The organism is Chromobacterium sp. CCUG 30098, assembly GCF_059916605.1.
This window is the reverse complement of the sequence record NZ_JAUCGS010000001.1, coordinates 89,466-114,714: the sequence shown is the minus strand read 5'-3', so window position 1 is coordinate 114,714 and position 25,249 is coordinate 89,466. Positions and strand designations below refer to the sequence as shown.

26 protein-coding genes, 1 pseudogene and 1 riboswitch are annotated in these 25,249 nt (G+C 62.6%); of the genes and pseudogenes, 15 read left to right on the top strand and 12 right to left on the bottom strand.

The genetic code is table 11. The features are described from left to right. Positions 1–4: 4 nt before the first annotated feature. Positions 5–1,117, top strand: coding sequence for an ABC transporter ATP-binding protein (locus tag QUG03_RS00520; protein ID WP_500819138.1), 1,113 nt, complete (start codon positions 5–7; stop codon positions 1,115–1,117). 157 nt (positions 1,118–1,274) lie between these two features. Here the strand turns inward: QUG03_RS00520 and QUG03_RS00515 are convergent, their stop codons facing one another. Beyond that, entirely contained in the window at positions 1,275–1,952 is a 678-nt protein-coding gene (locus tag QUG03_RS00515; protein ID WP_488876750.1) for a B3/B4 domain-containing protein, read from the bottom strand. 392 nt (positions 1,953–2,344) lie between these two features. Here QUG03_RS00515 and QUG03_RS00510 point away from each other — a divergent pair. The 4 genes and pseudogenes from QUG03_RS00510 to QUG03_RS00495 form a co-directional block, all read left to right on the top strand. Then, positions 2,345–2,539: pseudogene (locus QUG03_RS00510) on the top strand (PAAR domain-containing protein); the annotation flags it as partial. Between the two features lie 30 nt (positions 2,540–2,569). Beyond that, positions 2,570–2,842 (top strand): hypothetical protein, encoded by a 273-nt coding sequence (locus QUG03_RS00505; RefSeq protein WP_500819137.1) that lies wholly within the window; start codon positions 2,570–2,572, stop codon positions 2,840–2,842. A 3-nt stretch (positions 2,843–2,845) separates the two neighbouring features. After that, complete coding sequence (locus tag QUG03_RS00500; protein ID WP_500819136.1) at positions 2,846–3,694, top strand: hypothetical protein; 849 nt, start codon at positions 2,846–2,848, stop codon at positions 3,692–3,694. Further along, positions 3,679–4,140 carry a hypothetical protein gene (locus QUG03_RS00495; RefSeq protein ID WP_488905221.1) on the top strand — a complete coding sequence of 154 codons (462 nt, stop codon included), beginning with the start codon at positions 3,679–3,681 and terminating at the stop codon, positions 4,138–4,140. The genes QUG03_RS00500 and QUG03_RS00495 overlap by 16 nt, the downstream gene beginning before the upstream one ends. Before the next feature lie 441 nt (positions 4,141–4,581). Here the strand turns inward: QUG03_RS00495 and QUG03_RS00490 are convergent, their stop codons facing one another. The 5 genes from QUG03_RS00490 to glpK form a co-directional block, all read right to left on the bottom strand. Next, positions 4,582–5,100: a hypothetical protein gene (locus QUG03_RS00490; protein WP_253314762.1), complete on the bottom strand. Its 519-nt coding sequence runs from the start codon at positions 5,098–5,100 to the stop codon at positions 4,582–4,584. A 252-nt stretch (positions 5,101–5,352) separates the two neighbouring features. Further along, entirely contained in the window at positions 5,353–6,870 is a 1,518-nt protein-coding gene (gene glpD, locus QUG03_RS00485; RefSeq protein ID WP_235085554.1) for a glycerol-3-phosphate dehydrogenase, read from the bottom strand. Between the two features lie 389 nt (positions 6,871–7,259). Beyond that, positions 7,260–8,606 (bottom strand): glycerol-3-phosphate transporter, encoded by a 1,347-nt coding sequence (gene glpT / locus QUG03_RS00480; RefSeq protein WP_500819135.1) that lies wholly within the window; start codon positions 8,604–8,606, stop codon positions 7,260–7,262. A gap of 124 nt (positions 8,607–8,730) precedes the next feature. Continuing rightward, positions 8,731–9,432, bottom strand: a complete 702-nt coding sequence (locus tag QUG03_RS00475) for an MIP/aquaporin family protein (RefSeq protein WP_107801339.1) — start codon at positions 9,430–9,432, stop codon at positions 8,731–8,733. An 86-nt stretch (positions 9,433–9,518) separates the two neighbouring features. After that, positions 9,519–11,024, bottom strand: coding sequence for a glycerol kinase GlpK (gene glpK, locus QUG03_RS00470; protein ID WP_500819134.1), 1,506 nt, complete (start codon positions 11,022–11,024; stop codon positions 9,519–9,521). A gap of 729 nt (positions 11,025–11,753) precedes the next feature. Here glpK and pyk point away from each other — a divergent pair. The 3 genes from pyk (at position 11,754) to QUG03_RS00455 (ending at position 15,329) form a co-directional block, all read left to right on the top strand. Next, positions 11,754–13,160 carry a pyruvate kinase gene (gene pyk, locus QUG03_RS00465; RefSeq protein ID WP_107801341.1) on the top strand — a complete coding sequence of 469 codons (1,407 nt, stop codon included), beginning with the start codon at positions 11,754–11,756 and terminating at the stop codon, positions 13,158–13,160. 113 nt (positions 13,161–13,273) lie between these two features. After that, positions 13,274–14,050: a substrate-binding periplasmic protein gene (locus tag QUG03_RS00460; protein ID WP_107801342.1), complete on the top strand. Its 777-nt coding sequence runs from the start codon at positions 13,274–13,276 to the stop codon at positions 14,048–14,050. 82 nt (positions 14,051–14,132) lie between these two features. Further along, positions 14,133–15,329, top strand: coding sequence for a winged helix-turn-helix domain-containing protein (locus tag QUG03_RS00455; RefSeq protein WP_500819133.1), 1,197 nt, complete (start codon positions 14,133–14,135; stop codon positions 15,327–15,329). Between the two features lies 1 nt (position 15,330). Here QUG03_RS00455 and QUG03_RS00450 read toward each other — a convergent pair whose 3' ends face one another. Beyond that, entirely contained in the window at positions 15,331–15,804 is a 474-nt protein-coding gene (locus QUG03_RS00450) for a pyridoxamine 5'-phosphate oxidase family protein (protein WP_488905219.1), read from the bottom strand. Between the two features lie 25 nt (positions 15,805–15,829). Continuing rightward, positions 15,830–16,279 (bottom strand): GNAT family N-acetyltransferase, encoded by a 450-nt coding sequence (locus QUG03_RS00445; RefSeq protein ID WP_107801345.1) that lies wholly within the window; start codon positions 16,277–16,279, stop codon positions 15,830–15,832. Between the two features lie 159 nt (positions 16,280–16,438). Between QUG03_RS00445 and QUG03_RS00440 the strand changes: the two genes are divergently transcribed. Both QUG03_RS00440 and QUG03_RS00435 read left to right on the top strand, forming a co-directional pair. Beyond that, positions 16,439–16,768, top strand: coding sequence for a hypothetical protein (locus QUG03_RS00440; RefSeq protein ID WP_227105915.1), 330 nt, complete (start codon positions 16,439–16,441; stop codon positions 16,766–16,768). A 110-nt stretch (positions 16,769–16,878) separates the two neighbouring features. Continuing rightward, complete coding sequence (locus tag QUG03_RS00435; RefSeq protein ID WP_107801347.1) at positions 16,879–17,448, top strand: PTS sugar transporter subunit IIA; 570 nt, start codon at positions 16,879–16,881, stop codon at positions 17,446–17,448. On the opposite strand, the gene QUG03_RS00430 is transcribed toward QUG03_RS00435, so the two are convergent. Further along, the gene (locus QUG03_RS00430; protein WP_253314765.1) at positions 17,449–18,213 is read right to left on the bottom strand and encodes an SDR family oxidoreductase; all 765 of its coding nucleotides are present in this window, start codon (positions 18,211–18,213) and stop codon (positions 17,449–17,451) included. It lies immediately after the preceding gene. Further along, the gene (locus QUG03_RS00425) at positions 18,201–18,353 is read right to left on the bottom strand and encodes a hypothetical protein (RefSeq protein WP_488876760.1); all 153 of its coding nucleotides are present in this window, start codon (positions 18,351–18,353) and stop codon (positions 18,201–18,203) included. The genes QUG03_RS00430 and QUG03_RS00425 overlap by 13 nt, the downstream gene beginning before the upstream one ends. A 32-nt stretch (positions 18,354–18,385) precedes the next feature. Here QUG03_RS00425 and QUG03_RS00420 point away from each other — a divergent pair, with 32 nt between their 5' ends. Continuing rightward, a complete protein-coding gene (locus tag QUG03_RS00420) occupies positions 18,386–19,297 on the top strand; it encodes a 5'-methylthioadenosine/S-adenosylhomocysteine nucleosidase (protein ID WP_500819132.1) in 912 nt (303 codons plus the stop codon). On the opposite strand, the gene QUG03_RS00415 is transcribed toward QUG03_RS00420, so the two are convergent. Both QUG03_RS00415 and thiC read right to left on the bottom strand, forming a co-directional pair. Continuing rightward, entirely contained in the window at positions 19,294–19,527 is a 234-nt protein-coding gene (locus tag QUG03_RS00415) for a DUF2789 domain-containing protein (protein ID WP_107801350.1), read from the bottom strand. The genes QUG03_RS00420 and QUG03_RS00415 overlap by 4 nt on opposite strands. A 115-nt stretch (positions 19,528–19,642) precedes the next feature. Then, the gene (gene thiC / locus QUG03_RS00410) at positions 19,643–21,523 is read right to left on the bottom strand and encodes a phosphomethylpyrimidine synthase ThiC (protein WP_227108623.1); all 1,881 of its coding nucleotides are present in this window, start codon (positions 21,521–21,523) and stop codon (positions 19,643–19,645) included. A gap of 118 nt (positions 21,524–21,641) precedes the next feature. After that, positions 21,642–21,792: riboswitch (TPP riboswitch) on the bottom strand. 93 nt (positions 21,793–21,885) lie between these two features. Between thiC and QUG03_RS00405 the strand changes: the two genes are divergently transcribed. The 4 genes from QUG03_RS00405 (at position 21,886) to QUG03_RS00390 (ending at position 25,169) form a co-directional block, all read left to right on the top strand. After that, positions 21,886–22,545, top strand: a complete 660-nt coding sequence (locus QUG03_RS00405; protein ID WP_107801352.1) for a protein-L-isoaspartate O-methyltransferase family protein — start codon at positions 21,886–21,888, stop codon at positions 22,543–22,545. After that, positions 22,545–22,868 (top strand): rhodanese-like domain-containing protein, encoded by a 324-nt coding sequence (locus QUG03_RS00400; protein WP_227105922.1) that lies wholly within the window; start codon positions 22,545–22,547, stop codon positions 22,866–22,868. Before QUG03_RS00405 ends, QUG03_RS00400 begins: the two co-directional genes overlap by 1 nt. Positions 22,869–22,984: 116 nt before the next feature. Next, complete coding sequence (locus QUG03_RS00395) at positions 22,985–23,707, top strand: uracil-DNA glycosylase (protein WP_227105924.1); 723 nt, start codon at positions 22,985–22,987, stop codon at positions 23,705–23,707. Positions 23,708–23,849: 142 nt separating this feature from the next. After that, a complete protein-coding gene (locus QUG03_RS00390) occupies positions 23,850–25,169 on the top strand; it encodes a hemolysin family protein (protein ID WP_107801355.1) in 1,320 nt (439 codons plus the stop codon). The last annotated feature ends 80 nt before the right edge of the window (positions 25,170–25,249 follow it).

Here is a 25,249-nt window from a genome sequence, read left to right as displayed (position 1 = left end):
CGATATGGCCCACCTCAAGCTCAGCAATATTAAAAAAGTCTACGACGACGGCAACGCGGTCATCCACGGCGTCGACCTCGCCGTCCGCGACGGCGAATTCATGGTCTTCGTCGGCCCGTCCGGCTGCGGCAAATCCACGATGATGCGCATGATCGCCGGCCTGGAAGACATCAGCGCCGGCGAACTGTGGATAGGCGGCCAGCTCGCCAACGACATCCAGCCGTCCAAACGCGGCGTGGCCATGGTGTTCCAGAGCTACGCGCTCTATCCGCACATGACGGTGCGGGAAAACATGGCTTTCGGCCTCAAGCTGGCCGGCAAAAGCAAGCAGGAAATCGCCGCCGCCGTGCACCGCGCCGCGCTGACCCTGCAGATAGAACACCTGCTGGACCGCAAACCCAAGGCGCTGTCCGGCGGCCAGCGCCAGCGCGTGGCCATCGGCCGCGCCATCGTGCGCAAGCCGGAGGTGTTCCTGTTCGACGAGCCGCTGTCCAATCTGGACGCCGCGCTCAGGGTGCAGATGCGCATCGAACTGGCGCGTCTGCACAAGGAACTGGGCAGCACCATGATTTACGTCACCCACGACCAGGTGGAAGCGATGACCATGGGCGACCGCATCGCCGTGTTCAACGCCGGCCGCATCGAACAGGTGGGCACGCCGCTGGAACTCTACCAGCGCCCGGCCAACCGCTTCGTCGCCGGCTTCATCGGCTCGCCCAAGATGAACTTCCTGCCGGCGGCCATCGCCGCGGACGGCCCGGCCGGCCTGGCGCTGGAACTGCCCGGCGGCCACCGGCTGAGCCTGCCCTTCCAGGGCCGCGCCGGCGACGCCGCCACCCTGGGCGTGCGCGCCGAACACCTGCGCTTCGCCGACGCCGGCGTGCCGGCGACGGTGCAACTGGTCGAACACCTGGGAGATGTGCAGATCGTCTACGTCCAGGCCGACGGCGTAACCGAACCCATCGCGGTCAAGCTGGGCGGCCAGGACGCCGCCCCGCCGGCCGGCAGCGCCTGCCGCCTGGCGCTGGACGCCGAGCACTGTCATCTGTTCGACGCCCGGGACCAGGCCTTGCCCCGGCTGACGACTCAAGCGCAGGCCCAGACCGAGACGGTGTGAACAACGGCAGCGCATACGCAAAAAGGACGCGATCGCGTCCTTTTTCATTTATCCACAGAAAACCTTATCCTGCCGTTTTATCCACAAGCTGCCATCGCCGCGCGACGATGCTCGACTAAAAAACAGGCCTGCGCGACTTACCCACAAGCCGGCATCTTCACGCCGCTTTATCCACAGCGGCCAGTTCAAAGCTCGCCCGCGCCGCGTCCAGTTCGAAACGCAGCAGCCTTCCGGCATGCGGCCGCAGTTGCTCAGCCAGCCAGTCCATGCCCGCCGCGCCGGAAGGAAACCCCTGATCCGGCCGTTCGCTGACGAAGACCACGTCGCGGCTGCCGGCGTCCAGCTTGAACAGGTCCGACTCCAGCCAGTTCAGACAGCGGCACACCACCCGCCGCTCGCCGTTCAGCCACACCGCTTCGCCCGGCTGCGGCGTTTCCGCCTGATCCCGTCCCAGCGGCAGGAAGGACTCGTCGCCCACCGCCAGATCCAATTGCAATACGCCGCCCAGCTTGGCGATGTCCTCGCCGCCAAACGGGCTCAGGCTCGACAAGGACGCCTGATTGTACAAGTCCACCAGCGGCAGAATGCTGCGCAGCTTGTCCTTTTGCGCCGCCTTGACCAGGTATTCCAGCGAACAGCGCGCCTTCTTGTCGCCGGGCAAGTCCTTGTACAACTGCTTCCAGGCTTGCAGCAACGCATCCAGATCGCGCTCCGGCTCCGGCAGCGTCGGCAAGCGCGCGGGCAAGGCGGCGGCGTCTATCTCCAGCGCGATCAGGCCGCTGACCTGGATCTGCGGCAGGCGGGACAATAAGGCGGGGCTCAGGGCAATCTGCATCTCGGACTTTCCACGGTTGAATCCGCCTCAGCATAGGCCCGCCGCGGACAAAGGGGAAACGCGTTTTTTTGCTGGGGCATTAGAGAAACTGAATCCATTATGATTTTTGGCTGCCCATTCAATAAAAACCATTACTTCCAACAAATAACCCATCATTAAAAACAAGCAAAGCATCAATCATTTTTAATGTATTTATTTTTTTATATAAACGCAATGGAATGCAAATAGAAATACTAGTCTTTAAGCCAGTTGCCCGTGCCTACTATTAAATAAACCATCGTTATTTTTAATTGATGGAAAAGTAAAAGGCGGCGATATGAGCTTACGCGCAGTTATCCGCGAAGGGGACTCCTCCTCTCACGGCGGAACGGTGTTGGAATACTTCCCGAAATTTTAATATTCGCGGCAAGAACGCTGCGGGCGTCGGCCACAAAGGCTATTGCCCGCAATGTAAAAAAGACTTCGTGATCGTGGAGGGAGTAGAACACTTCACCTTCAGGGGTAAAAACGTTGCAGTTGAGGGCATGCGGACTTCTTGCGGGGCGATATTGATCGCTTATCAGCATGCGTTTCGTATTGCAGCCTAGCCAAGGGCTGTTCAGATGGTTCCAGGCCCGTTGAGCGCGATGGTAACGGCGGGGGTGCCCTTGTCGGCGGAAGGTCCGAACTGGATCGAGTTCGCCTTACGCCGGCCAGAAAACTACCGGGGCTTGGCCTGCATGATCAACTTCAACAACGGCAGCACCAAAAACATGGTGTTTGACCAAGAGGGTTGCTTGCGGATCGACTCCATGGCGGAGGTGGCGGGCATCCATGTTGAAATTCCAGAAAATAGCGAAGATAGCGACGCAAACCTTGCCAGCCAAATCCTTAATCTGATCGAGGACTGAGACATGAACGATTCCGTAACCTATGGCAGAAGCCGCAGCACCGGCACCTCCACGACCAGCGGGAATAGTTTTCCCGAGTATAAGATTGAATACCGTGGCTATTATCAAGTGAATAAGCGGCATGAGCTGGAATCTCCGCTCAAGAAAAGTCTTGAAAATCTTGAAGCGGCGGCGGCACGTTTTGCGACGGATGCAATTAGTGATGGGAATGTGCGTGCTTCGTATCAGAAAAATATTCAAAGAATGGCACAAGCCGTGCTTGAGGATGTAGACACAGGAAAAATTTCTGCTAAAAGTGGAATGGAATTTTCCAATAAAATGCGCAACCAAATTATGATAGAGCACCGGACGGTGACTTCTGCTCAAGGAGTTGCCGTTGCTGAAAAATATAAGAAAGATGGCAGAACCATAGAGCACCTTTTAGACAAAAAATCTAGAGAAATTTATGGCAAGGGATTTTATTTGCTAACAGCAACGGAGCAAAATAAAATTTACTATGCCATTATAGAGTCATCAGCAAGATCAAGCGCTATATTTGACAAGAGCGCGAAAAGGTTAAGTGTAATGGGGAAAGTAGGATGGATTGTGACGGCTGCTCTTGCTGCACATGCTGTTTTGGATGCTCGCAATAAGAAAAAAGAAGTTGTCAGACAGGGAGCCTTGATTGGAGGCGGAATGGCTGGAGGAGCTGCGGCTGGTTTGCTGGTTACACCAATATGTGGGCCAGGCGCACCAATCTGTGCAGTTGCCGTTGTTTTGATCGGTAGTATCATTGGTGGAGTGGTATCAGAAGACGCCGTAGATAGTTTGGATGAGGAGCTAGAGGAATTTAGTAAATGGCAAATGAAATAAACTGCTTTGGATTGATTAAAAGTAAAAAAATGGAAGAGGGTGGAGGGATATATTATCATCTCACGCACAAGGAATTTGACATTGGTATTAAGGATTTTTTTGAAACCATATTTGCACAATATGAGTTGAATGATGGAAGGTTTTTTATTGTTTTACAAAATGCTCCTTGGGAAGAGACAAATTATAAATTTTATATTTTATCGAAAGATTTTATGATTTTGGATTGTGTGCATCTGTACTCTCCACCAGATAGAGATGATGGCTTAATTGAGAGGTACAGCTTAGAAGGAAATATATTTACCTTTCAAAAATATGACAATAATCATCGTTATGCAGTAAAAATAAACGATAAAGGGGAACGCCACTATTCTATCAGTGATTTAAAACACCGGTCTCTAGCAAGTTTTTTAAAGCTACGTAAACTGTTGATCCTGAGTAAGTTGTAAGCCTGGGCCACTCAACACTAATTTATATTCCGGCAAGAGAACATGAGGGATTAGAGGAAAAGTGGAAAATGCAATGACAGACCTCAGCTTAGGATAGGTATCCTGGGGTGGAGAGACTCACCAAAGTGATGTTATCCAATATTTAAATAAATATTGCAATAAAGCAACAAAAGCGCTTACTGATTAAAGTACCAAGCAAACCCTGAAGTGGTGGCGGAATTGATGAAATGGAACGAGGTCTTTGGCATCGTAGAATGAAACCCACAGGCTGGGTTACCGATACTCGCCCCCTCCTAGACATGCAGGCTTGGACGCTGTGGATAAGAACAGCCCGCAGCTAAGCGGCGTCAGCTTCTAAAGCAGCATGCTGCAAACCAAGCAAGCCGGGCACAAATAGCAAGCCCGGCGCCATGGCCGGGCAGAAACCGCAATGGCGCGAGCTCAGTGGATAGAGCCACCCGTCTTGCCATCCGCGTCCAGGAGTTCAACCGCGTTGAGCACCGCCTCTTCTATCAGCGAAAAAAAGCCGGCCCAGTATTCGCCTTCCAGCCCTTCCGCGGTGAAATCGGCGTGCTCCGCCATGCGCGCCAACAACGAATCTTCCGCATGGCAGGGGTGCTCCGCCACGTAGGCCATGTAATGGCCGGCAAACGCGCGGCCCATCCGGTAAGCCTCTTGATTGCTTGCCGTGGCTGGCACCAACTGGCAGTACAAACGCAAACGCGCCGGCAGACACACGGCGAAAGAGGGCTCCTGCAAGGACTCCGTCTGGGCGACGGAATGCTCATCATGACGAAATGGACGTTTTACGGACATAAAGCCTCCCATTGGTCGTAGAACCTGTTCAATGCCTGCGCTGCGCGAAGCTTTGCGCGGCGAACGCCGCTTCAGAACGCCCACTACCGTATTCTTCAGCGCTAACGCCTTGCCTCGCTCAAATTGATCAGGCTCCCACTGCATGCCTGGCTTCAGGCTAGGAAAGCAAAGAGTAGCAGCTTTGGCGCGGCAAGGCCCGCGCATGCCGTCCCGGCCCCGCCGAGGGCGGGCGGCGAGCGATCAAACCGGCCGCTTGCCTGCGCTGTGGATGAATCCGGGTTTCAGGCTTGCCTGTGGATAAATCCGCTACAGTCCGCATCGCGCCGCCCGCCAAAGAACCGGCAAAGAAAAAGCCCGGCGCAAGGCCGGGCTGTTCTGGCTTGAAACCGCCTTGAATCAGGCGGTCAGCCGCTGCTCGCGCGCGGCGGCCTGGCCCAATAACCAGGCGTCGATCACCTGGGCGGCGTGCGCCGGCAGGTGCAGCTTGAGCTTGGAACGGCGCCACAGAATGTCCTCGCTGCGCGTCGCCCATTCCTCGTTCACCAGATAACGCAACTCGGCTTCGTACAGGCCGGGCAGCAGTTCCGCGCCCAATTGCTCCAGGCCGGCGGCCTCGCCTATCAATCTAGCCACGCGGGTGCCGTAGGCGCGCGCCCAGCGTCGCGCCAACGCTTCCGGCAGCCACGGATATTGCTGGCGCAGGCTTTGCAGGAAGCGCTCGAAATCCGCGCCCGGCATGTCGCCGCCCGGCAGCGGCGCGTCGGCGGTCCAGGTGGTCTTGTTGTTGCCCAGCAACGGCGCCAGCTTGTCCACCGCCTCTTCCGCCAGTTTGCGGAAGGTGGTGATCTTGCCGCCGAACACCGACAGCAGCGGCGCGCCGTCCAGATCCATTTCCAGCGAGTAATCGCGGGTGACGCTGGCGGCATTGCTGGCTTCGTCGTCCAGCAGCGGGCGCACGCCAGAATAAGTGGACAGCACGTCGGCCGGGCTGATCTGGGTCTGGAAGTAGCGGTTGCTCATCTGGCACAGATACGCCACTTCCTGATCGTCTATCGCCACCTTGGCCGGATCGCCGCGGTATTCCACGTCGGTGGTGCCGATCAGGGTGAAATCCTGCTCGTAGGGAATCGCGAAAATGATGCGCTTGTCCGGGTTCTGGAAGATGTAGGCATAAGGGTGGTCGAACAGCTTCTTGACCACGATGTGGCTGCCCTTGACCAGACGGATGGACTTGCCGGACGGCAAGGCCAGCGTGTCCTTGATCAGGCTTTCCACCCACGGGCCGGCGGCGTTGACCAGCGCGCGGGCGCGCGCCTGGCTGCGGCTGCCGTCTTCGGCCTGCAGTTCGCACAGCCAGTGTTCGCCGTCGCGGCGGGCGCCGACGCAGGCGGTGCGGGTCTGCACGCGCGCGCCGCGCTCGGCGGCGTCCTTGGCGTTGAGCACCACCAGGCGCGCGTCCTGCACCCAGCCGTCGGAGTAGACGAAGCCGCGCTTGAACGCCGGCTTGATCGGCTGGCCGGCCGGGTGGCTGGCGAAGCTGACGGTTTCGGAGCCGGGCAGCACTTCGCGGCGCGCCAGGTGATCGTAGAGGAACAGGCCGCAGCGTATCATCCATTCCGGACGCTGGTTCTTGTCGTGCGGCATCACGAAGCGCAGCGGCCAGATGATGTGCGGCGCGGCCTTGAGCAGCACTTCGCGCTCTTGCAGCGCTTTGCGCACCAGGCCGAATTCATAGTATTCGAGATAGCGCAGGCCGCCGTGAATCAGCTTGGTGCTGGCGGAGGAGGTGTGCGCGGCCAGATCGTCCTTTTCGCACAGCATCACCGACAAGCCGCGTCCGGCCGCGTCGCGCGCGATGCCGGCGCCATTGATGCCGCCGCCGATCACCATCAGGTCGTAAATCTCCACTGCCATCTTCCCTACCTCTTTCTTTCCAGGGGCCTGCTTAGAGGCTGTTCAAAGTCTGCTGCGCGTCGTGGAGCGTCACACGGTGAGTACAGCTTGTACCACGTGTACATTCCGCTTTCTCAGCCGCAAGGCCTTGTCTCGCTCTTGCTCGCGAGACTTTGAACAGCTTCTTAGCGCCGTTATTCCCTCGCCGGCGCGCGTCAACGCCCCAGCAATGCCATCCTACCCAGAATAATTATAAACGAACAAAAATACAACATTTCACTTTCGTTTTTACGTTGTTAGCACGCGATTTTGTCTTTTTGACTGCTTAAACGCGGAAATACGCAAAAAAACAGGCGGCAACCAGGGTCGCCGCCTCGTAAAGCGCCCGGCAGCGCCGGGCCCTGCGGGATCTACACCCGGTTCAAGGCGGCGTCCTGATCGCGCCCATGCCAGGTGGTCAAAGCCAGCAGCACGATGGCGGCGACGCATGAGCCCACCATCAGCATGAAGCCGCCGTCCCAGCCAAAGTGGTCGACGGTGTAGCCGACCACCGCATTGGCGGCCACCGAGCCGCCCAGGTAGCCGAACAGGCCGGTGAAGCCGGCGGCGGTGCCGGCGGCTTTCTTCGGCGCCAGCTCCAGCGCGTGCAGGCCCACCAGCATCACCGGGCCGTAGATCAGGAAGCCGATGGCGATCAGCGCCAGCATGTCCACGGTGGGGTTGCCGGCCGGGTTCAGCCAGTACACCACGGTGGCCACGGTCACCAGGGCCATGAACAGCATGCCGGTGGCACCGCGGTTGCCCTTGAACAGCTTGTCGGACATCCAGCCGCACAGCAGGGTGCCGGGAATGCCGGCCCATTCGTACAGGAAGTAGGCCCAAGACGATTTATCCACCGAGAAGTGCTTGACCTCTTTCAGATAGGTGGGCGCCCAGTCCAGCACGCCGTAGCGCAGCAGGTAGATGAAGACGTTGGCGAAGGCGATGTACCACAGCAGCTTGTTGGGCAGGATGTATTTCTTGAAGATGTCGCGCGCGCTCAGTTCTTGCTCGTGACTGGCGTTGTAGTCTTCCGGGTAGTCGTTCTTGTAAGCCTCCACCGGCGGCAGACCGCAAGACTGCGGGGTGTCGCGCATGGTCAGGTAGGCGAAGATGGCCACGCCGATGGCGGCTGCGGCCGGCACGTAGAAGGCCGCGCGCCAGTCGTTGAACCAGCCCATGCCCAGGATGAACAGCGGGCCGATCAGGCCGCCGCCCACGTTATGCGCGCAGTTCCAGATCGACACGATGCCGCCGCGCTCCTTCTGCGACCACCAGTGCACCATGGTGCGGCCGCTGGCCGGCCAGCCCATGCCCTGGAACCAGCCGTTGAGGAACAGCAGCACGAACATGATGCCGACGCTGGAGGTGGCCCAGGGGGCGAAGCCCATCAGCAGGAAGATCGCGGCGGACAAAATCAGGCCAACGCTGAGGAAGACGCGGGGGTTGGAGCGGTCGGACACCGCGCCCATCAGGAATTTGGAAATACCGTAGGCGATGGCGACGCCGGACATGGCGAAGCCCAGGTCGCCGCGCGAATAGCCTTGCTCCACCAGGTAGGGCATGGCCAGGGAGAAATTCTTGCGCACCAGGTAATAACCGGCGTAGCCGATGAAGATGCCGAGGAAGATCTTCCAGCGCAGTCTCCGGTACAAGCTGTCTTGCTCAGAGGAGGGCAATAGCGGCTGATGCGCCGCCGGACGGAACATGCTGATCATGGGAACACCTCATTTTTTAGTGTGGCAACTACGGTCCGATCTGCGCCGGCTCCGGATTACAAGCGCGGCGGCTAAAACGCCGCCGCGCGAAAACTGCGGCCGGTTCCAAGGAACCGGCCAGGCATCACAGGGTATAGGCCAAGGCCGCCAGCGCGCCGCCGATCAGGGAGCCGACCACCGGCACCCAGGCATAGCCCCAGTCGCTGTCGCGCTTGCCGGGAATCGGCAGGATGGCATGCATGATGCGCGGCGCCAGATCGCGGGCCGGGCTCATCGCATAGCCGGTGGTGCCGCCCAGCGACACCCCGATGCCCAACACCAGCAGCGCCACCGGCAGCGCGTCGATGGCGCCCAGCGACATCTTGGGCGCCACCATGCTGAGGATGGCGAACACCAGCACAAAGGTGGCGACGATTTCGGACACCAGATTGCCCGGCAGGCTGCGGATGGCCGGGCCGGTGCAGAAGGTGGCCAGCTTGGTGTCGGCGCAATCGGTGCTGTCAAAATGCTTGCGGTAGATCAGCCACATCAGGCCGGCGCCGCTCATGCCGCCCAGCATCTGCGCCAGCACGTAGCCGGGCACCTTGGCCCAGGCAAACTTGCCGGCCACCGCCAGCGCCACGGACACCGCCGGGTTCAGGTGGGCGCCGCTGATCGCCGCCACGCTGAACACGCCGACGAAGACCGCCATCGCCCAGCCGAAGGCGATGACAATGAGGCCGCTATTGTGGCCCTTGGTGTTTTTCAACAGCACATTGGCCACCACGCCGTTGCCCAGCAACACCAGCAAGGCGGTGCCGATGAATTCGCCCATTAAAGGATTCATGATTGTTTCTTCCGGATAAGGAGTGCGTCCGCCGCGCCCGGGCGGCGGAACCTATCAGTCGTCGCGTCCGAGACAGGCCGCGTTCATCAAGCCTGTTCGTCGTCGGCCCAGACCTTGGCGGCGTTCACCGCGCGCCGCCAGCCCTTGACCTTGCCGGCCACGTGAGCGGCTTCCAGCCGCGGCTTGAAGCGGTGGTCCAGCTGCCATTGGCCCTGGACGTCGTCGACGTTCTTCCAGTAGCCGACGGCGAGGCCGGCCAGATAGGCGGCGCCCAGCGCGGTGGTTTCGGTGATCTTGGGGCGCACCACATCCACGCTCAGGATGTCGGACTGGAACTGCATCAGCAGTTCGTTGACGGTGGCGCCGCCGTCCACGCGCAATTCGGCGATGTCGAAGCCGGCGTCGGCCTCCATCGCCTTGAGCACGTCCATGGTCTGATAGGCGATGCTGTCCAGCGCCGCGCGGGCGATGTGGGCGGCCTTGGTGCCCAGGGTGGCGCCGACGATGGTGCCGCGCGCGTTCGGATTCCAATGCGGCGCGCCCAGGCCGGCGAAGGCCGGCACCAGGTAGACGCCGTCGTTGTCGGCCACTTCCTGGGCCAGCGGACCCACGTCGGCGGAATGGCGGATGATGCCCAGGCCGTCGCGCAGCCACTTGACCACCGCGCCGCCGATGAAGATGGAGCCTTCCAGCGCGTACTGCACCTTGCCGTCCACCTTCCAGGCGATGGTGGTCAGCAGATTGTTCTTGGATTCGATCGGCGCGTCGCCGGTGTTCAGCATCATGAAGCAGCCGGTGCCGTAGGTGTTCTTCACCATGCCGGGGCGGGTGCATTGCTGGCCGAACAGCGCCGCCTGCTGGTCGCCGGCCACGCCGGCGATGGGGATGGCCACGCCAAGGTGGGCGGCGTGGGTGTGGCCGTAGACTTCGCTGGAGCTTTTCACCTCCGGCAGCATGCTGGCCGGAATGCCCATGATGTCCAGCAGCTCGGCGTCCCATTCCAGGGTATGGATGTTGTACAACATGGTGCGCGAGGCGTTGGACACGTCGGTGACGTGCACCTTGCCGTGGGTGAAATTCCAGATCAGCCAGCTGTCCACGGTGCCGAAGGCCAGCTTGCCGTCGCGGGCGCGTTCGCGCGCGCCCGGCACATTGTCCAGAATCCACTTGATCTTGCTGCCGGAGAAATAGGCGTCCACCAGCAGGCCGGTCTTAGAGCGGATCAACTCGCCCAGGCCGCGCCCCTTCAGCTCATCGCAGAACTCCGCGGTGCGGCGGTCCTGCCATACGATGGCGTTGTAGACCGGGTGACCGGTTTCGCGGTCCCATACAATCGTGGTTTCACGCTGATTGGTGATGCCGATGGCGGCGATGCTGCGGCCGTCGATGCCGGCCTTGGCCACGGCCTCGGCCGCCACGCCCACCTGGCCGCCCCAGATTTCCTGCGGATCGTGCTCCACCCAGCCCGGCTGCGGGTAGATCTGACGGAATTCCTTTTGCGCCAGCGACACGATGTCGCCGCTGCGATTAAACAAAATGGCGCGAGAACTGGTGGTGCCTTGATCCAAGGCCAACACGAATTGATCCTGCATAGGGTTTCTCCTGTTCAGCCGGTGGGCGGCCTGGTGTCTGTTCGTTCGTTGCATGCGGCGGTGGATGCCGGTTGCAGACCGTGCTCCATCGCTCAAGTTATTGATAATGTTTCTTTTTGTACTTATGACGTTCGTTTTATTTTCGAGCCATTCTAGGCCCCGGCCAAAGCTTGTCAATCGTTCTTCGTAAAAAAATCTTAATATCGCGACTTTCCGCGCCGCTCCAATGTATGCTGCAAAGCAATAACAGCAAGGGTTTGCTCCCTGTAGCGCTCCACTACAAAGGGTGCCGTTTCAGCAAGTTATCGAGTAAAAGCCCTATGTTGCAGCGCATTGGCCGCCATGATTCTCCACTGACTCTGTGTTGCAACAAAGTTTTTGTCTTTATCTGGAGATAAAATAACCCTGCTCTGGTCCCAAGATCCCCCTAGGGCCAGCTTTTCGGCGGCTTCTCTCGCTTGCCGCTGAAAAGGGTAAAACGCGCAAAAAACGAACATTCACCCTGATCCAGTGGCGGGATTCGCACACAGGCCGCGCGTTTTCCGGCCTTAAACGCCGCCGGCCTTACGTAGTCAAGCCGCTACAGTCCGACTGTGGCAGCATGACAGACAGTTCCATCAAACGCGGCGCAGCCTAGATGGAAAGACGCACGGATGTGATTGGCAAAACAACACCGCCCACGCCAGGCCGCGCAACGCCTCGCGGCCGGACCGGGCATAAAGGACTGTCATGCTTCGCAATACCAAAATCCTAGCCACGCTGGGCCCGGCTTCCAGCACGCCCGAAATCATCCTGGAACTGGCGCGCTCCGGCGTGAACGTGTTCCGCCTCAATATGAGCCACGGCAGCCATGACGATCATCGCGCGCGCCTGGCCTCCATCCGCGCCGCCGAAGCCGCGCTCGGCCGCCCGCTGGGCGTGCTGGTGGACCTGCAAGGACCCAAGCTGCGCATCGGCCAGTTCGCCGTGCCGACGATGGTGAACACCGGCGACGCCTTCGACTTCGTGCTGGACGAGGTGGACGGCGACGCGCAACGCGCCAGCCTGCCGCATCCGGAAGCCTTCGCCGCGCTCAAGCCCGGCCATCGCATCCTGGTCAACGACGGCAAGCTGGCGTTTCACGTGGAACAAGTGGAAGCGCGCCGCATCGCCACCCGGGTGGAGGTGGGCGGGGAGTTGTCCAGCCGCAAGGGCTTCAATCTGCCGCAAACCATCCTGCCCCTGTCCGCCATCACCGACAAAGACCGGCTGGACGCCGAATTCGCGCTGAAGGAAGGCGCGGACTGGCTGGCGCTGTCCTTCGTGCAAACCGCCAACGACGTGCGCGAGCTGCGCGAACTGGTGGGACAGAAGCTTGGCATCATGGTCAAGATCGAAAAACCGTCGGCGGTGGACGAGCTGGACGCCATCACCGAACTAGCCGACGCGGTGATGGTGGCGCGCGGCGATCTGGGCGTGGAGCTGCCGCCGGAAGACGTGCCGGTGGTGCAACGCCGCATCGTCCATCAGTGCCGTCATCTGGGCCGCCCGGTCATCGTCGCCACCCAGATGCTGGAATCGATGATCACCGCGCCCACGCCCACCCGCGCCGAGGCCAACGACGTGGCCACCGCGGTTTACGAAGGCGCCGACGCGGTGATGCTGTCGGCGGAAACCGCCGCCGGCCAGTTCCCGCTGGAAGCGGTGCGTATCATGGACCGGGTGATCCGCCGCGTGGAAAGCGCGCCGGACTACCGCCGGGTGATGGCGCTGGATTACAGCGCCGCCGACGCGCCGGACCGCGCCGACGCCATCGCCGCCTGTGTGCGCAAAGTGGGCTCGCTGCTGCCGGTCACCGTGTCCGCCGCCTTCACCACCAGCGGTTCCACCTGCCTGCGGCTGGCGCGCGAGCGCCCGCACACCCCCATACTCGGCATCTCGCCGCGGCTGAACACCGCGCGCCGGCTGACCCTGGTCTGGGGCGTGGTGGCCTATAACGGCCCGGACGCGGAAAACCTGGAAGACATGGTGGTGAAAACCACCTTCGCCGCCACCAAACTGGGCCTGGCGGAACAAGGCAAGCCCATGGTGATCATCGCCGGGGTGCCCTTCGGCACGCCGGGCACCACCAATTTGCTGCGCATCGTCTACCCTTGAACGCCGGCTGAGCGTCACAGCAAACGGAACCTTAGGGTTCCGTTTTCGTTTGCCCGTCGTCGGCCGCGGCAGCGGCTATGCTTAGCTGATCAGCACGTTCCGGATTCCTCTCGATGATCGCTAGCATCCGCCGCCTCGGCCTGACCCTGCTGCTGCTCGGCGCCTGCCTGACCGCGCCCTGCCGCGGGCAAGACGCGGACATCCTGACCGTGGCGGTGGACGCCAACGCGCCGCCCTTCATGTACGAGGAGAACGAACGGGTCGGCGGTCTCTACCCGCGCCTGGTCAGCGCCGTCTGCGATAAAGCCGGCATTCCCCATGCGTTTCGAGCCCTGACGTGGCGCCGCGCGATCTTCGAACTGGACCGCAGCGCCATGGCGGCGGCCGGCATCTATAAAACCGTCAACCGCGAACAGCGTTACGACTTCAGCCTGCCGCTGTATCAGGAACGCATCGTGGTGGTCTACCTCCGCCAACGCCCCATCGATTTTCGCAGCCTGGCGGATCTGGACAATAAGCGCGTCGGCGTGATGGCGGGCTGGAGCTACGGCGACGAATTCGACCGCGCCCGCGCCGACAAGCGTTTCAGCGCCTACGACGGCGACTCCGACCGCCAGAACCTGCAACTCCTGCAGCGCGGCAATCTGGACGCGGTGCTGGCGATACAGGAGGCGATGGACGCCAGAATGCAAAACGGCGCCTACGCCAATCTCGCGGTGGCGCCGGCCATCCTGGCCAGCAAAGCCACTTATCTGGCCATCAACAAAACCTCGCCGCAGCTGCCGCTATTGCAGCGCTTCAACCAGGCGCTGGAGAAAATGCGCCAGGACGGCAGTTATCAACAATTGGTGAAGCAGTTCTTCTCCGGTCGCCCCCCCTCCAAACCCTAGGCCGGACTTAGCGCCCCCCCGAGCAAAACGGTTTTTGCTATAGTCATCCACTTGTCCTACCGATGACCATGCCATATCCATTTTGCACCTGTCGCCGCAGCAAGCCCGCCATCTGCAACTGGCCGCCCAAGGCCTGCTGAGCCCGCCGCGCCGCAAAGCCGGCAAGGCCGACGTGCTGGCCGCCATCCGCCGCATGGCCTTATTGCAGATCGACACCATACACGTGGTGGCGCGCAGCCCCTATCTGGTGCTGCACAGCCGGCTGGGATCCTACGATCCGGCCTGGCTGGACCAATTGCTGGCCGAAGGCCGGCTGTTCGAATACTGGGCGCACGAAGCCTGCTTCGTTCCCGCCGAGGACTACGGCCTGCTACGCCACCGCATGCTGAATCCGGAAGCGATGGGCTGGAAATTCTCGCTGCGCTGGCTGGAGCAGCACCGCGCCGACATCGACGCGCTGATAGACGGCATCCGCGTCAACGGCCCGGCGCGTTCGGCGGACTTCGAACGCAAGGACGGCAAGGGCAACGGCTGGTGGGACTGGAAGCCGGAGAAACGACATCTGGAAGTGTTGTTCACGCTGGGCCGGCTGATGGTCAGGGAAAGACGCAATTTCCAGCGCGTCTACGATCTGGCGGAACGGGTGAAGCCCGGCTGGGACGACGCGCGCGACCTGCCCACCGAAGAACAGGCGCAATGGCGGATGCTGCGCAACAGCTGCCGCGCGCTGGGCGTGGTCAAGGCCGGCTGGGTGGCCGATTACTACCGGCTCAAGCGCGGCCGCTACGACGCCATGCTGCACCAGATGGCCGATGCCGGCGAACTGATCCCGGCCCGCATCGACGGCTGGCAGCACGACGTCTTCGTCGACGCCGATCTGGCGGAACGCCTGCCCCAAGCCGTCTCCGGCCAGCTCAAGGCCACCGCCATCCTGTCGCCGTTCGACCCGCTGGTCTGGGACCGCAAGCGCGCGTCGGAACTGTTCGACTTCGACTACCGCATCGAATGCTATACCCCAGCGCCCAAACGCCAGTACGGCTATTTCGTGCTGCCCATACTCAACCGCGGCAAGCTGGTGGGCCGGCTGGACGCCAAGGCCCACCGCGCCCAAGGCGTGTTCGAGGTCAAGGCGCTCTACCTGGAGCCCGGCGTTCGCCACAGCGCGCGGCTGAGCGCCGATCTCAAGACCGCGCTGCAAAAGCTGGCCGACTGGCACGGCGCGCCGCGGCTGCACGTGGAGCGCGCGCCGGGGACGCTGGCCCAGGCATTGAACAGTTGATTCAGCCCTGGGAGGCTTCCAGCGGCTTAACCCCGTATCGCTTGAAAGCCGCCTCCCGTTGTGAAGCTTCCGTAGTCCCGGCGATCAAGCGGTAACTGGGCGCCACAATATCGCTGACGCCTTCCACGGCAATGGAGATCAATCTCCTAATGGGAAACTGGCCCTGTCCCATGGCGAGCAGCGGAGCGGCCAGCGCCAAAAACTCGGGCTGGCCCTGCTCTATGATGCTGGCCGTGCCGCGCAATTTGCAGCCTCTTTGCGCGAATATATCCAGCAGAGCCACGCATACCTGGGGATTGACGCGAATATTCGCCACCGACCGGGGAGAAGCGATGTCCGCGATCAGCAGATGAGAGTCGTCCACCGCCATGAACATTTCCTTGGGCGAAACATTCGGCAGGCCATTTCCGTCGCTCGTAGCCAGCCAGCACAATACCGAACGTTCGGCCCAGTATTCCACGCTATGCGTTGACATGGTTGCTCCTGATCGCCCGTGACGGCTATAGGGTCTTCCGGTACTGGATATAACCCAGGTTCTCCGCCAATTGATCGTAAAGCCGCCGCGCGGTGGCGTTGGTCTCATGGGTCAGCCAATACACCCGCGAACACTCGCGCTCGCGCGCCCACCGGTACACCCATTCGATCAGTTGCCGCCCGGCGCCCAGGCCGCGGCAATCCTCGGCCACGAACAAATCCTGCAAATAGCAGTAATCGCCCAAGGTCCAGCTGCTGGGGTGCAATACGATGTGCACCAGCCCCACCGCCCGCTCGCCGTCCCAGGCCAGCCAGCCGCGCATCGCGTGATCCGGCAGCAGATAGCGCCGCCAGGTCCCCATGACCGTGGCCTCGTCCATCGTCACTTGGTAAAAACGCTGATAGCCGCGCCATAGCGGCAACCAGGCCTCGTAGTCTTCGGCCCGCAACGGGCGGATGGAAAGCGTATCGCTCATGCCGATCTCCAGTGGCGGCGCAAACGCGCCCAATGCGCGCATTGTGGCCCAAGCAAGACGGAGTCATAAGAACCACTTGGCCTTGCAGCCAGGAGCCACCCCGGAACTTCGGCCTTCGCCGGCGCTCAATACAGCATTTTCCCCAACGAGGACGTTTACATGCGCGCCACGCTTTTGATCGCCGCCGCTTCCGCCCTGGCTCTGGCCGCTTGCAGCGAGAAGCAAACCAACCAATTGCAAGAGTCCGCCTCCAGCGCCATCGGCACGGTGCACAACACGCTGCAGGACAGCAGCGCGCCGCTGGGCCAGCTCAAGGAACAGGCCAGCGCCGCCATCGGCGTCGCCAAACAGGCAGGCGCCGCGGCCGCCGCGCTGAGCCCGGAACTGAAAGAGCAGGTGAACAAGCTGAAAGAACAGGCTTCCGCCGTGAAGGGCGCGCTGCAGGCCCAGGAGAAAAAGGCCGAGCAGCCGCAATCCGAGCAAAAATAAGCCCGGCCGCGTTGGCGGCATTTTTATGCCGCCGCGCGTTTTCTTTAGCGGATCTTTAGCCCCTGCTGACTAGGATGAGGTCGCACCCCTAGCCAAAGGAGAAATCCGCCATGCTGACCCTGCCCGACCTCTGCGGCCCGCAAGACATCCTGCTCAATCAAACCCTGGCCGACAAGGCCGCGCTGCTGGAACACGCCGCCTCCCAGCTGGCCCAGCGCCACGCCCTGCACCGCCCGACGCTGGCCGCCGCGCTGCATGAGCGCGAACAGGCCGGCAGCACCGCGCTCGGCCACGGCCTCGCGTTGCCGCACGCCCGCATTGAGGGCCTGACGGAAGCCCGCGCGCTGCTGCTGCGGCTGCAAACCCCCATCGCCTTCGACGCCCCGGACCAACAAGCGGTGCATACCGCGCTGGTGCTGCTCCTGCCGCGGCAAAGCCGCGAGGCCCATCTGCATATTTTGGCCAGCTGCGCGCGCATGTTCGCGGAACGGCCGTTCCGCCAGGCGCTGGAACGCTGCCACAGCGCGCAGGCGCTCTATCACCTGCTGTGCGACTGGGCCGATCCGGAAGAACTGAACGACCCGCACTTCCTGCTGGACAGCAACCGTTACTTCATGGACAGCGAAGCCAGCCTGCGGCCGGATTACACGGTGAAGCGCAAGATGGTGGCCCGCTTCTGATCACAGCTTGCCGATGGACACGCCGCCGTCGACGAACAAGGTGGTCCCGGTGACGAAGCTGGACGCGTCCGACGCCAGGAACAAGGCCGCCCGCGCGATCTCCTCCGGCGCGGCCATGCGCTTGAGCGCGTGCAGGCCGGCCACCGCCTCGCGCTGCTCCGGCGTCGCCGCCGCGGCGCGGCCCATCTCGGTGTCGGTGCCGCCCGGCAACAAGGCGTTGACGCGCAGGCCCCGTGCGCCGTATTCCGCCGCCAGCGTGCGCGCCAGCCCCACCAGCCCCGCCTTGCTGGCCGCGTAAGCGGCCATGCCGGGAAAGCCGATGGCGTGGCCGACAAAGGACGAGGTGAAGATCATCGATCCGCCGCCGCTGCGCAACAAGGCCGGCAGTTGGTGCTTGGCGCACAGAAAGGCGCTGCTCAGATTGCTGTCCAGCGTCTCGCGCCAGCCGTCCAGCGACACCTGGTCCAGGCTGCCCAGCGCGCCCAGGCTGCCGGCGTTGTTGAAGGCGACGTCCAGGCCGCCGAATCTATCCAGCGCCAGCTCCACCGCCTCCCGCGCGCAATCCTCCGAGGTCAGATCGCCGGCCAGAGCCGCCGCCTGACCGCCGCCGGCCACGATTTCCGACACCAGCCGATCCAGCTTGGCCGCGCGCCGCGCCACCAGCACCACGCGCGCGCCTTCGCTCGCGAACAGCCTGGCCGCCGCCATGCCGATGCCTGAACTGGCGCCGGTGACGATGGCGGTTTTATTGATCAATGCGCCCATTGGGTTTCCTCCTGAAAGTGAATGAGGCCCGCGCCGGTCTTCGGCGCGGCGACAGCTTCAGTTTCAGGCCGATCAACCCGTTTGGCATTCCGATTCTTGCTGACTTGATGCGCGGTTTCGACGCGAAAACCGTTTATCATGGCGCGATTCCATTTCTATCCGGATTTTCGTCATGAAAGCATTCAAGGTTCAGTTAGTTGGCGCGCTGCTGGCGCTGAGCGCCGCCGTCCACGCCGCCCCCGTTCTGGACGCGGCGCCGCGCACCGCCGTGGTTTCGGCTTTCGGTCCGGAGGAAACCCTGCTGCTGAACCAGGCCGTCGATAAACGCGAATACCGCGTCAACGGCGTGCGTTTCACCACCGCGCAACTGGAAGGCCGGCCGGTGCTGCTGTTCATGAGCGGGGTCAGCATGAGCAATGCGGCGATGAACGCCCAGCTGGCGCTGGACCGCTTCAATGTGAGCCGCATCGTGTTCAGCGGCATCGCCGGCGGCGTGGACGACCGCTTGCGCATCGGCGACGTGGCGGTGCCACGGCGCTGGGGCAATTACGCTGAAGCCATCTACGCGCGAGAAACCGCGCCCGGCCGCTACGCGCCGCCGCCGTACGCGGACCCGGCCGCGCGCGCCCACTACGGCATGATCCACCCACGAGACGTCAAGCTGGCCACCGCCGACGGCGGCAGCGAAACCCGCTTCTGGTTCGAGGTGGACCCGGAACTGCTGCGGCTGGCCAAGAACTTGCCGGCGGACACCCTGCGCGGCTGCGACGTCGCCCAGCGCTGCCTGTCCGCGCCGCCGCGCATCGTCGCCGGCGGCAACGGCCTGTCCGGCCCCATCTTCATGGACAACGCCGGCTACCGCGATTACCTGGCCAAGACTTATCAGGCCCAGGTGGTGGATATGGAAACCGCGGCGGTGGCCCAGGTGGCGCACGCCAACCGCGTGCCCTTCATCGCCTTCCGCAGCCTGTCCGATCTGGCCGGCGGCAGCGAACACGCCAATGAAATGGACACCTTCATGCAAATCGCCGCCGACAATGCCGCCAATACGGTACGGGGGCTGCTGCGCACGTTGAAACCCTAGCCCAGCTGCAACAACACCGCCAGCTCATCCACCTCCTCGCTCCAGTCCGCGTCCTCGGCCAAGGCCTGACGCAGAAAATCCGCCTGCGCCGGCGTCCAGAACGGCGCGTCGGCCAGCACCGCGTTCCGCGGCAAGGGATGGCTGGCGATGAAGGCGCGGATGGCGGCGGGCTCGTCCGCTAGGCCCAACTGGCGGAACAGCCCGGACAGGGAATGTTCGCTGGTGTCCATGACGCTTCTCCTATGAGGGGATGTCTGATGATAGACCCGAATCGCCGCCGCCGCCGCCGACCCTTGCGCCATGAAAAACGGCGGCCGCGGCCGCCGTTTTCTCCTGACTCCGGGCTCACACCTTATCGTAAAGCTTGGAGCCGCCCTTCAGAAACTCCACCGACTTGACCTCCATCCCCCGCGCCAGCGCGTCCTGATCGCTGATGCCCTGCTTGGCCGCGTATTCGCGCACGTCCTGGGTGATCTTCATGCTGCAGAAATGCGGACCGCACATGCTGCAGAAATGCGCGACCTTGGCGCTGTCCTTGGGCAAGGTCTCGTCGTGGAAGGCGCGCGCCTTGTCCGGATCCAGGCCCAGGTTGAACTGGTCTTCCCAGCGGAATTCGAAACGCGCCTTGGACAGCGCGTTGTCGCGGATCTGCGCGCCGGGGTGGCCCTTGGCCAGGTCGGCCGCGTGCGCGGCCAGCTTGTAGGTGATGATGCCTTCCTTGACGTCGTTCTTGTCCGGCAGGCCCAGGTGTTCCTTCTGAGTGACGTAGCACAGCATGGCGGTGCCGTACCAGCCTATCTGCGCCGCGCCTATCGCCGAGGTGATGTGGTCATAGCCGGGCGCGATGTCGGTGGTCAGCGGCCCCAGGGTGTAGAACGGCGCCTCGTGGCACCACTCCAGCTCCTTGTCCATATTCTCCTTGATCAGCTGCATGGGCACGTGGCCGGGGCCCTCTATCATCACCTGCACATCGTGTTTCCAGGCGATGGCGGTCAGCTCGCCCAGCGTCTTCAATTCCGACAGCTGCGCCTCGTCGTTGGCGTCCCAGACGCTGCCCGGCCGCAGGCCGTCGCCCAGGCTGAAGGCCACGTCGTAGGCCTTCATGATTTCGCAGATGTCCTCGAAATGGGTGTAGAGGAAGTTTTCGCGGTGATGGGCCAGACACCATTTGGCCATGATGGAGCCGCCGCGCGACACGATGCCGGTCATGCGGCCGGCGGTCATCGGCACATAGCGCAGCAATACGCCGGCGTGGATGGTGAAGTAATCGACGCCCTGCTCGGCCTGTTCGATCAGCGTATCGCGGAAGATTTCCCAGTTCAGGTCCTCGGCCTTGCCGCCCACTTTTTCCAGCGCCTGGTAAATGGGCACGGTGCCGATAGGCACCGGCGAATTGCGGATGATCCATTCGCGGGTTTCATGGATGTTCTTGCCGGTGGACAAGTCCATGATGGTGTCCGCGCCCCAGCGTATGCCCCAAGTCATCTTATCCACTTCTTCGCTGATCGAAGACGTTACCGCGCTATTGCCGATATTTCCGTTGATTTTGACCAGGAAATTGCGGCCTATGATCATGGGTTCGGATTCGGGGTGATTGATGTTGGCCGGCAGGATGGCGCGGCCGGCGGCGATCTCGGCGCGCACGAACTCCGGCGTGATCTCCTCCGGCAGCGCCGCGCCGTAAGCCTGGCCGGGATGCTGGCGCGTCATCAGTTCCGCCAGCCGGCTGTTCTTGCCGCCGGCTTCGCGCAGCGCGTCCAGGTATTCGCGGCGACGCAGGTTCTCGCGGATGGCGACGAACTCCATTTCCGGCGTGACGACGCCGCGGCGCGCGTAATGCATCTGGCTGACATTGCGGCCCGGCAGCGCGCGCCGCGGCTGGCGCGTCAGGTTGAAACGCAGCTCGGCCAGCTTGGGGTCGGCCTCGCGGGCGCGGCCGTATTCGCTGGACAGGCCGGCCAGCTGCTCACAGTCGCCGCGCTCGGCGATCCAGCCGGCGCGCAGCGGCGGCAGGCCGCTCTGGATGTCGATGCGGGCGTCCGGGTCGGTATACGGGCCGCTGGTGTCGTAAACGGTGATGGGCGGGTTGGCCTCGCCGCCGAACTGGGTGGGCGTGTCGCTTTGGCTGATCTCGCGCATGGGCACGCGGATGTCCGGCCGGCTGCCGGCGACGTGGATCTTACGGGAATTGGGCAAGGGCTGAATGGCGGCGGTGTCCACCACCATGGCTTGATTGGGTGTTGCGGGCGCGTTCATCGGGCGATTCTCCTGGTCGATGAATGGCGCAAGGAGCGGACCGCCGCTTGGGCGGGCTGCGGGCCGGTCCGACAAGACAATGCCGGGCCGAAGGCAGCTGACGCTTCCCTACGCCGGTATTATCCGGGTCAGGTTCCAAGGGTGTTTCTCACCCGCGCAACAATCTTTAACGATTATCCTATCCTTTCAAGGATATGGATCATCTTGCCGACCGTCGCGCAGGACCCCTAGCGATGCTGTGAAGGTACGGCAAATGTGGGATAATCGCAAGTTATCGTCATGACACGCCGCCGCTTTTTTCACTCGGCGGCAAGCCCCTCCGGAGTGAGCTGATGGATTTTGAGAATGCCCGTTTCAACATGGTCGAGCAGCAGATTCGTCCGTGGGACGTACTTGACACGAACGTGCTGGACCTGCTGTTTCACGTGAAACGCGAGCAGTTCGTCGCCGCCGACAAACGCAGCCTGGCCTTTGTCGACACCGAACTGCCGCTGCCCAACGGCAGCTTCATGCTGCAGCCCAAAATGGAAGCGCGCCTGGTTCAGGACGCCGCCATCCAAGCCAAGGACAAGATCCTGGAAATCGGCACCGGCAGCGGCTATCTGACCGCGCTGCTGGCCAAGCAGGGCCAACATGTCTACAGCGTGGAAATCGACCCCGCCCAGCGCGAAGCCGCGGCCGCCAACCTGAAACAGGCCGGCATCGCCAACGTGACCCTGGTGGAAGGCGACGGCGTGCTGGGCCTGCCGCAACAAGCGCCCTTCGACGTGATCGTGGTCGGAGGTTCGCTGCCGGTGGTGCCGCAGGAACTGAAAGACCAGCTGGCCGTGGGCGGCCGTCTGATCATGGTGGCGGGCGATCTGCCGGTGATGACCTGCAAGCTGATCAAGCGCGAAACCGAAGCCAGCTTCAGCGAAACCGGCCTGTTCGAAACCTGTATCGCCCGCCTGGCCAAGGCGGAAGCGGTAGAGCCGGAACGCTTCGCGTTTTGATGGTTCAGGAAATCCGCGCCCGCGATCTGGCGGCGGCGCTGGCCGACACCACCGCGGAACCGCCGGTGCTGCTGGACGTGCGCGAAGCGTGGGAAGTGCAGCTGTGCATGATTCCCGGCTCGCGGCACATCCCGATGAATCTGATTCCGCTGCGCATGAGCGAGCTGCCGGACGCGCCCATCGTGGTGATCTGCCACCACGGCGTGCGCAGCGCGCACGTGGCGCGTTTCCTGCTGGACGCCGGCTTCGAACAGGTGCTGAGCCTGGCCGGCGGCGTGGAAGCCTGGGCCGCGGAAGTGGACCCGCAAATGGCGCGCTACTGACTTAGCCGCCGCGCGCCGTCGTCGCCAGCCGTTCCCGTGGGAACGGCTTTTTCATGGAACGAAACCGGTCTGCCGGATTCCAATCCCCCACACGATAGCAAGAGCCGTAATTTTCCATGCAAGCATTGTCTTACCTGTCTCCCGCCCTGGCCCGCGTTCATCCCGACTGGGAGAAAGTGCTGTCAACGCCGGTTATTCAACAGCAATTGGCCGGCATAGACCGGGAACTGCAAACTCAGCAAGCGCAGGGCAAAATCCTCTTTCCCCCTGCGCCGCTGACTTTCAACGCGCTGACCTTCACCGCGCCGGCCGATGTGCGCGTGGTGATCCTGGGGCAAGACCCCTACCACGGCGACGGCGAGGCGATGGGCTTGTCGTTTTCCGTGCCGCCCGGCGTGCGGGTGCCGCCCAGCCTGCGCAATCTGTACAAGGAGCTGGCCGCGGATCTGGGCTGCGGCGTGCCCAATAGCGGCGACCTGACCCACTGGGCGCAACAAGGCGTGCTGCTGCTCAACAGCGTGTTCACCGTGGAGCGGGACAAGGCCGGCAGCCACGCCAAGCTGGGCTGGCAAATGGTCAGCGACGCGCTGATCGACGCCGTCAACGCGCAAAGCGCCGGCTGCGTGTTTCTGCTGTGGGGCAATTGGGCCAAGACCAAGGCCGAACGCATCGACGCCAGCCGCCACCTGGTGCTGGACGCCGCCCATCCCTCGCCGCTGTCCGCCAGCCGCGGCTTCCACGGCTGCCGCCATTTTTCGCAGGTCAACGCCTGGCTGCTGTCGCGCGGCCGCGGCGCCGTCCAGTGGGGCGCGCCGGCGCCGCAGAACAGCCTGTTCTGAGCAGGATGGCGGGCAGGCCTCCCCTGCCCGCCCTTCTTGTCTCGCTCTTGCTAGCCAGACTTTGAACTGGCTCTTAGACTCTTTTCCAGCGCGCCGTCATGGCCTAAGCTAGGGCTCCCTCTCCTCAGCCCCAGTCCTCGCCGTGGAAATTCTCGTTCTGCTGTTCCTGATTCTGCTCAATGGCCTGTTCGCCATGGCGGAAATCGCCATCGTCTCTTCCCGCAAGGTCCGCCTGCTGCAACGCGCGGACGACGGCCAACGCGGCGCGCAAGCCGCGCTGAAACTGGCCAACGACCCCAGCCGCTTCCTGTCCACGGTGCAGATAGGCATCACCTCGATCAGCATCCTGTCCGGCGTTTACGGCGAGGCCGCGCTGTCAGAACAACTGCGCCGGGCGATGCAGGACTATCCCTTGCTGGAGCCCTACAGCAAGCCGCTGTCGGTGGCGCTGATGGTGTTCATCATCACCTTGCTGTCGCTGATCTTCGGCGAGCTGGTGCCCAAGCGGCTGGCGCTGCTCAACCCTGAGGCGGTGGCCACCGCGCTGGCGCGGCCTATGCTGCTGCTGTCGCGGCTCAGCGCGCCTCTGGTCCAGGCCCTGAGCCGCTGCACCGACGGCCTGTTGCGGCTCTTGGGCGCCAAGAAGAGCAGCGATCCGTCCATCACCGAGGAGGAAATCCGGGTGCTGATGGAACAAGGCGCGGACGAGGGGGTGTTCGACCGCGCCGAACAGGAGCTGGTGACCAATATCTTCCGGCTGGACAACCGCAAGGTGGCCGCGGCGATGACGCCGCGCAAGGACATCGTGGCGCTGGATCTGGACGACGCGCCCGAACTGAACCACCGCCTGCTGCAAAACCACCATTTCAACCATTTCCCGGTCTGCCGCGGCAGCATCGAGCAGATCGTCGGCGTGCTGCACGCCAAACGCGTGCTGGACCGCATGCTGGCCGGCCAACAAGCCGACGTCGCCGCCGAACTGTCCCAGCCGCTCTACGTGCCCGCCAAGATCACCTTGATGCAGCTGCTGGAGCAGTTCAAGCAGACCCGCCATCACATGGCGCTGGTGGTGGACGAGTACGGCGAGCTGGAAGGCCTGGTGACGATGAACGACGTACTGGAAGCCATCGTCGGCGACATGCCCGCCATCAGCGCCGAAAACGACGACATCGCCCAGCGCGAGGACGGCAGCTGGCTGATAGACGGCATGCTGTCGCTGGACCGCTTCAAGGAGTTTTTCGACATAGACGAGGCGCTGCCGGGCGAAGCCGGCGGCAATATCCACACCCTGGGCGGCATGGTGATGTTCCAGCTGGGCCGGGTGCCCAGCGTCACCGACCGTTTCGACTGGAACGGCTTCGGCTTCGAAGTGGTGGACATGGACAAGACCCGGGTAGACAAGATTCTGCTCACCCGACTGCCGACGCCGCCGGCGGCGCTGCCGGCCGACGACGGCATTTAGAACCTGTTTACGATCTCGCGAGCCGGAGCGAGACAAGACGAAAAGCGCTGAGACAGCGGCATGCACAGGCGGTAGGCGAG

Bases quoted from the DNA above. Each gene is read 5' to 3' on its own strand.
- QUG03_RS00520 (WP_500819138.1), top strand. From the start codon at position 5: ATGGCCCACCTCAAGCTCAGCAATATTAAAAAAGTCTACGACGACGGC.
- QUG03_RS00515 (WP_488876750.1), bottom strand. From the start codon at position 1,952: ATGCAGATTGCCCTGAGCCCCGCCTTATTGTCCCGCCTGCCGCAGATC.
- QUG03_RS00500 (WP_500819136.1), top strand. From the start codon at position 2,846: ATGAACGATTCCGTAACCTATGGCAGAAGCCGCAGCACCGGCACCTCC.
- QUG03_RS00495 (WP_488905221.1), top strand. From the start codon at position 3,679: ATGGCAAATGAAATAAACTGCTTTGGATTGATTAAAAGTAAAAAAATG.
- QUG03_RS00490 (WP_253314762.1), bottom strand. From the start codon at position 5,100: ATGCAGTGGGAGCCTGATCAATTTGAGCGAGGCAAGGCGTTAGCGCTG.
- glpD (WP_235085554.1), bottom strand. From the start codon at position 6,870: ATGGCAGTGGAGATTTACGACCTGATGGTGATCGGCGGCGGCATCAAT.
- glpT (WP_500819135.1), bottom strand. From the start codon at position 8,606: ATGATCAGCATGTTCCGTCCGGCGGCGCATCAGCCGCTATTGCCCTCC.
- QUG03_RS00475 (WP_107801339.1), bottom strand. From the start codon at position 9,432: ATGAATCCTTTAATGGGCGAATTCATCGGCACCGCCTTGCTGGTGTTG.
- glpK (WP_500819134.1), bottom strand. From the start codon at position 11,024: ATGCAGGATCAATTCGTGTTGGCCTTGGATCAAGGCACCACCAGTTCT.
- pyk (WP_107801341.1), top strand. From the start codon at position 11,754: ATGCTTCGCAATACCAAAATCCTAGCCACGCTGGGCCCGGCTTCCAGC.
- QUG03_RS00460 (WP_107801342.1), top strand. From the start codon at position 13,274: ATGATCGCTAGCATCCGCCGCCTCGGCCTGACCCTGCTGCTGCTCGGC.
- QUG03_RS00450 (WP_488905219.1), bottom strand. From the start codon at position 15,804: ATGTCAACGCATAGCGTGGAATACTGGGCCGAACGTTCGGTATTGTGC.
- QUG03_RS00445 (WP_107801345.1), bottom strand. From the start codon at position 16,279: ATGAGCGATACGCTTTCCATCCGCCCGTTGCGGGCCGAAGACTACGAG.
- QUG03_RS00440 (WP_227105915.1), top strand. From the start codon at position 16,439: ATGCGCGCCACGCTTTTGATCGCCGCCGCTTCCGCCCTGGCTCTGGCC.
- QUG03_RS00435 (WP_107801347.1), top strand. From the start codon at position 16,879: ATGCTGACCCTGCCCGACCTCTGCGGCCCGCAAGACATCCTGCTCAAT.
- QUG03_RS00430 (WP_253314765.1), bottom strand. From the start codon at position 18,213: ATGGGCGCATTGATCAATAAAACCGCCATCGTCACCGGCGCCAGTTCA.
- QUG03_RS00425 (WP_488876760.1), bottom strand. From the start codon at position 18,353: ATGATAAACGGTTTTCGCGTCGAAACCGCGCATCAAGTCAGCAAGAAT.
- QUG03_RS00420 (WP_500819132.1), top strand. From the start codon at position 18,386: ATGAAAGCATTCAAGGTTCAGTTAGTTGGCGCGCTGCTGGCGCTGAGC.
- QUG03_RS00415 (WP_107801350.1), bottom strand. From the start codon at position 19,527: ATGGACACCAGCGAACATTCCCTGTCCGGGCTGTTCCGCCAGTTGGGC.
- thiC (WP_227108623.1), bottom strand. From the start codon at position 21,523: ATGGTGGTGGACACCGCCGCCATTCAGCCCTTGCCCAATTCCCGTAAG.
- QUG03_RS00405 (WP_107801352.1), top strand. From the start codon at position 21,886: ATGGATTTTGAGAATGCCCGTTTCAACATGGTCGAGCAGCAGATTCGT.
- QUG03_RS00400 (WP_227105922.1), top strand. From the start codon at position 22,545: ATGGTTCAGGAAATCCGCGCCCGCGATCTGGCGGCGGCGCTGGCCGAC.
- QUG03_RS00395 (WP_227105924.1), top strand. From the start codon at position 22,985: ATGCAAGCATTGTCTTACCTGTCTCCCGCCCTGGCCCGCGTTCATCCC.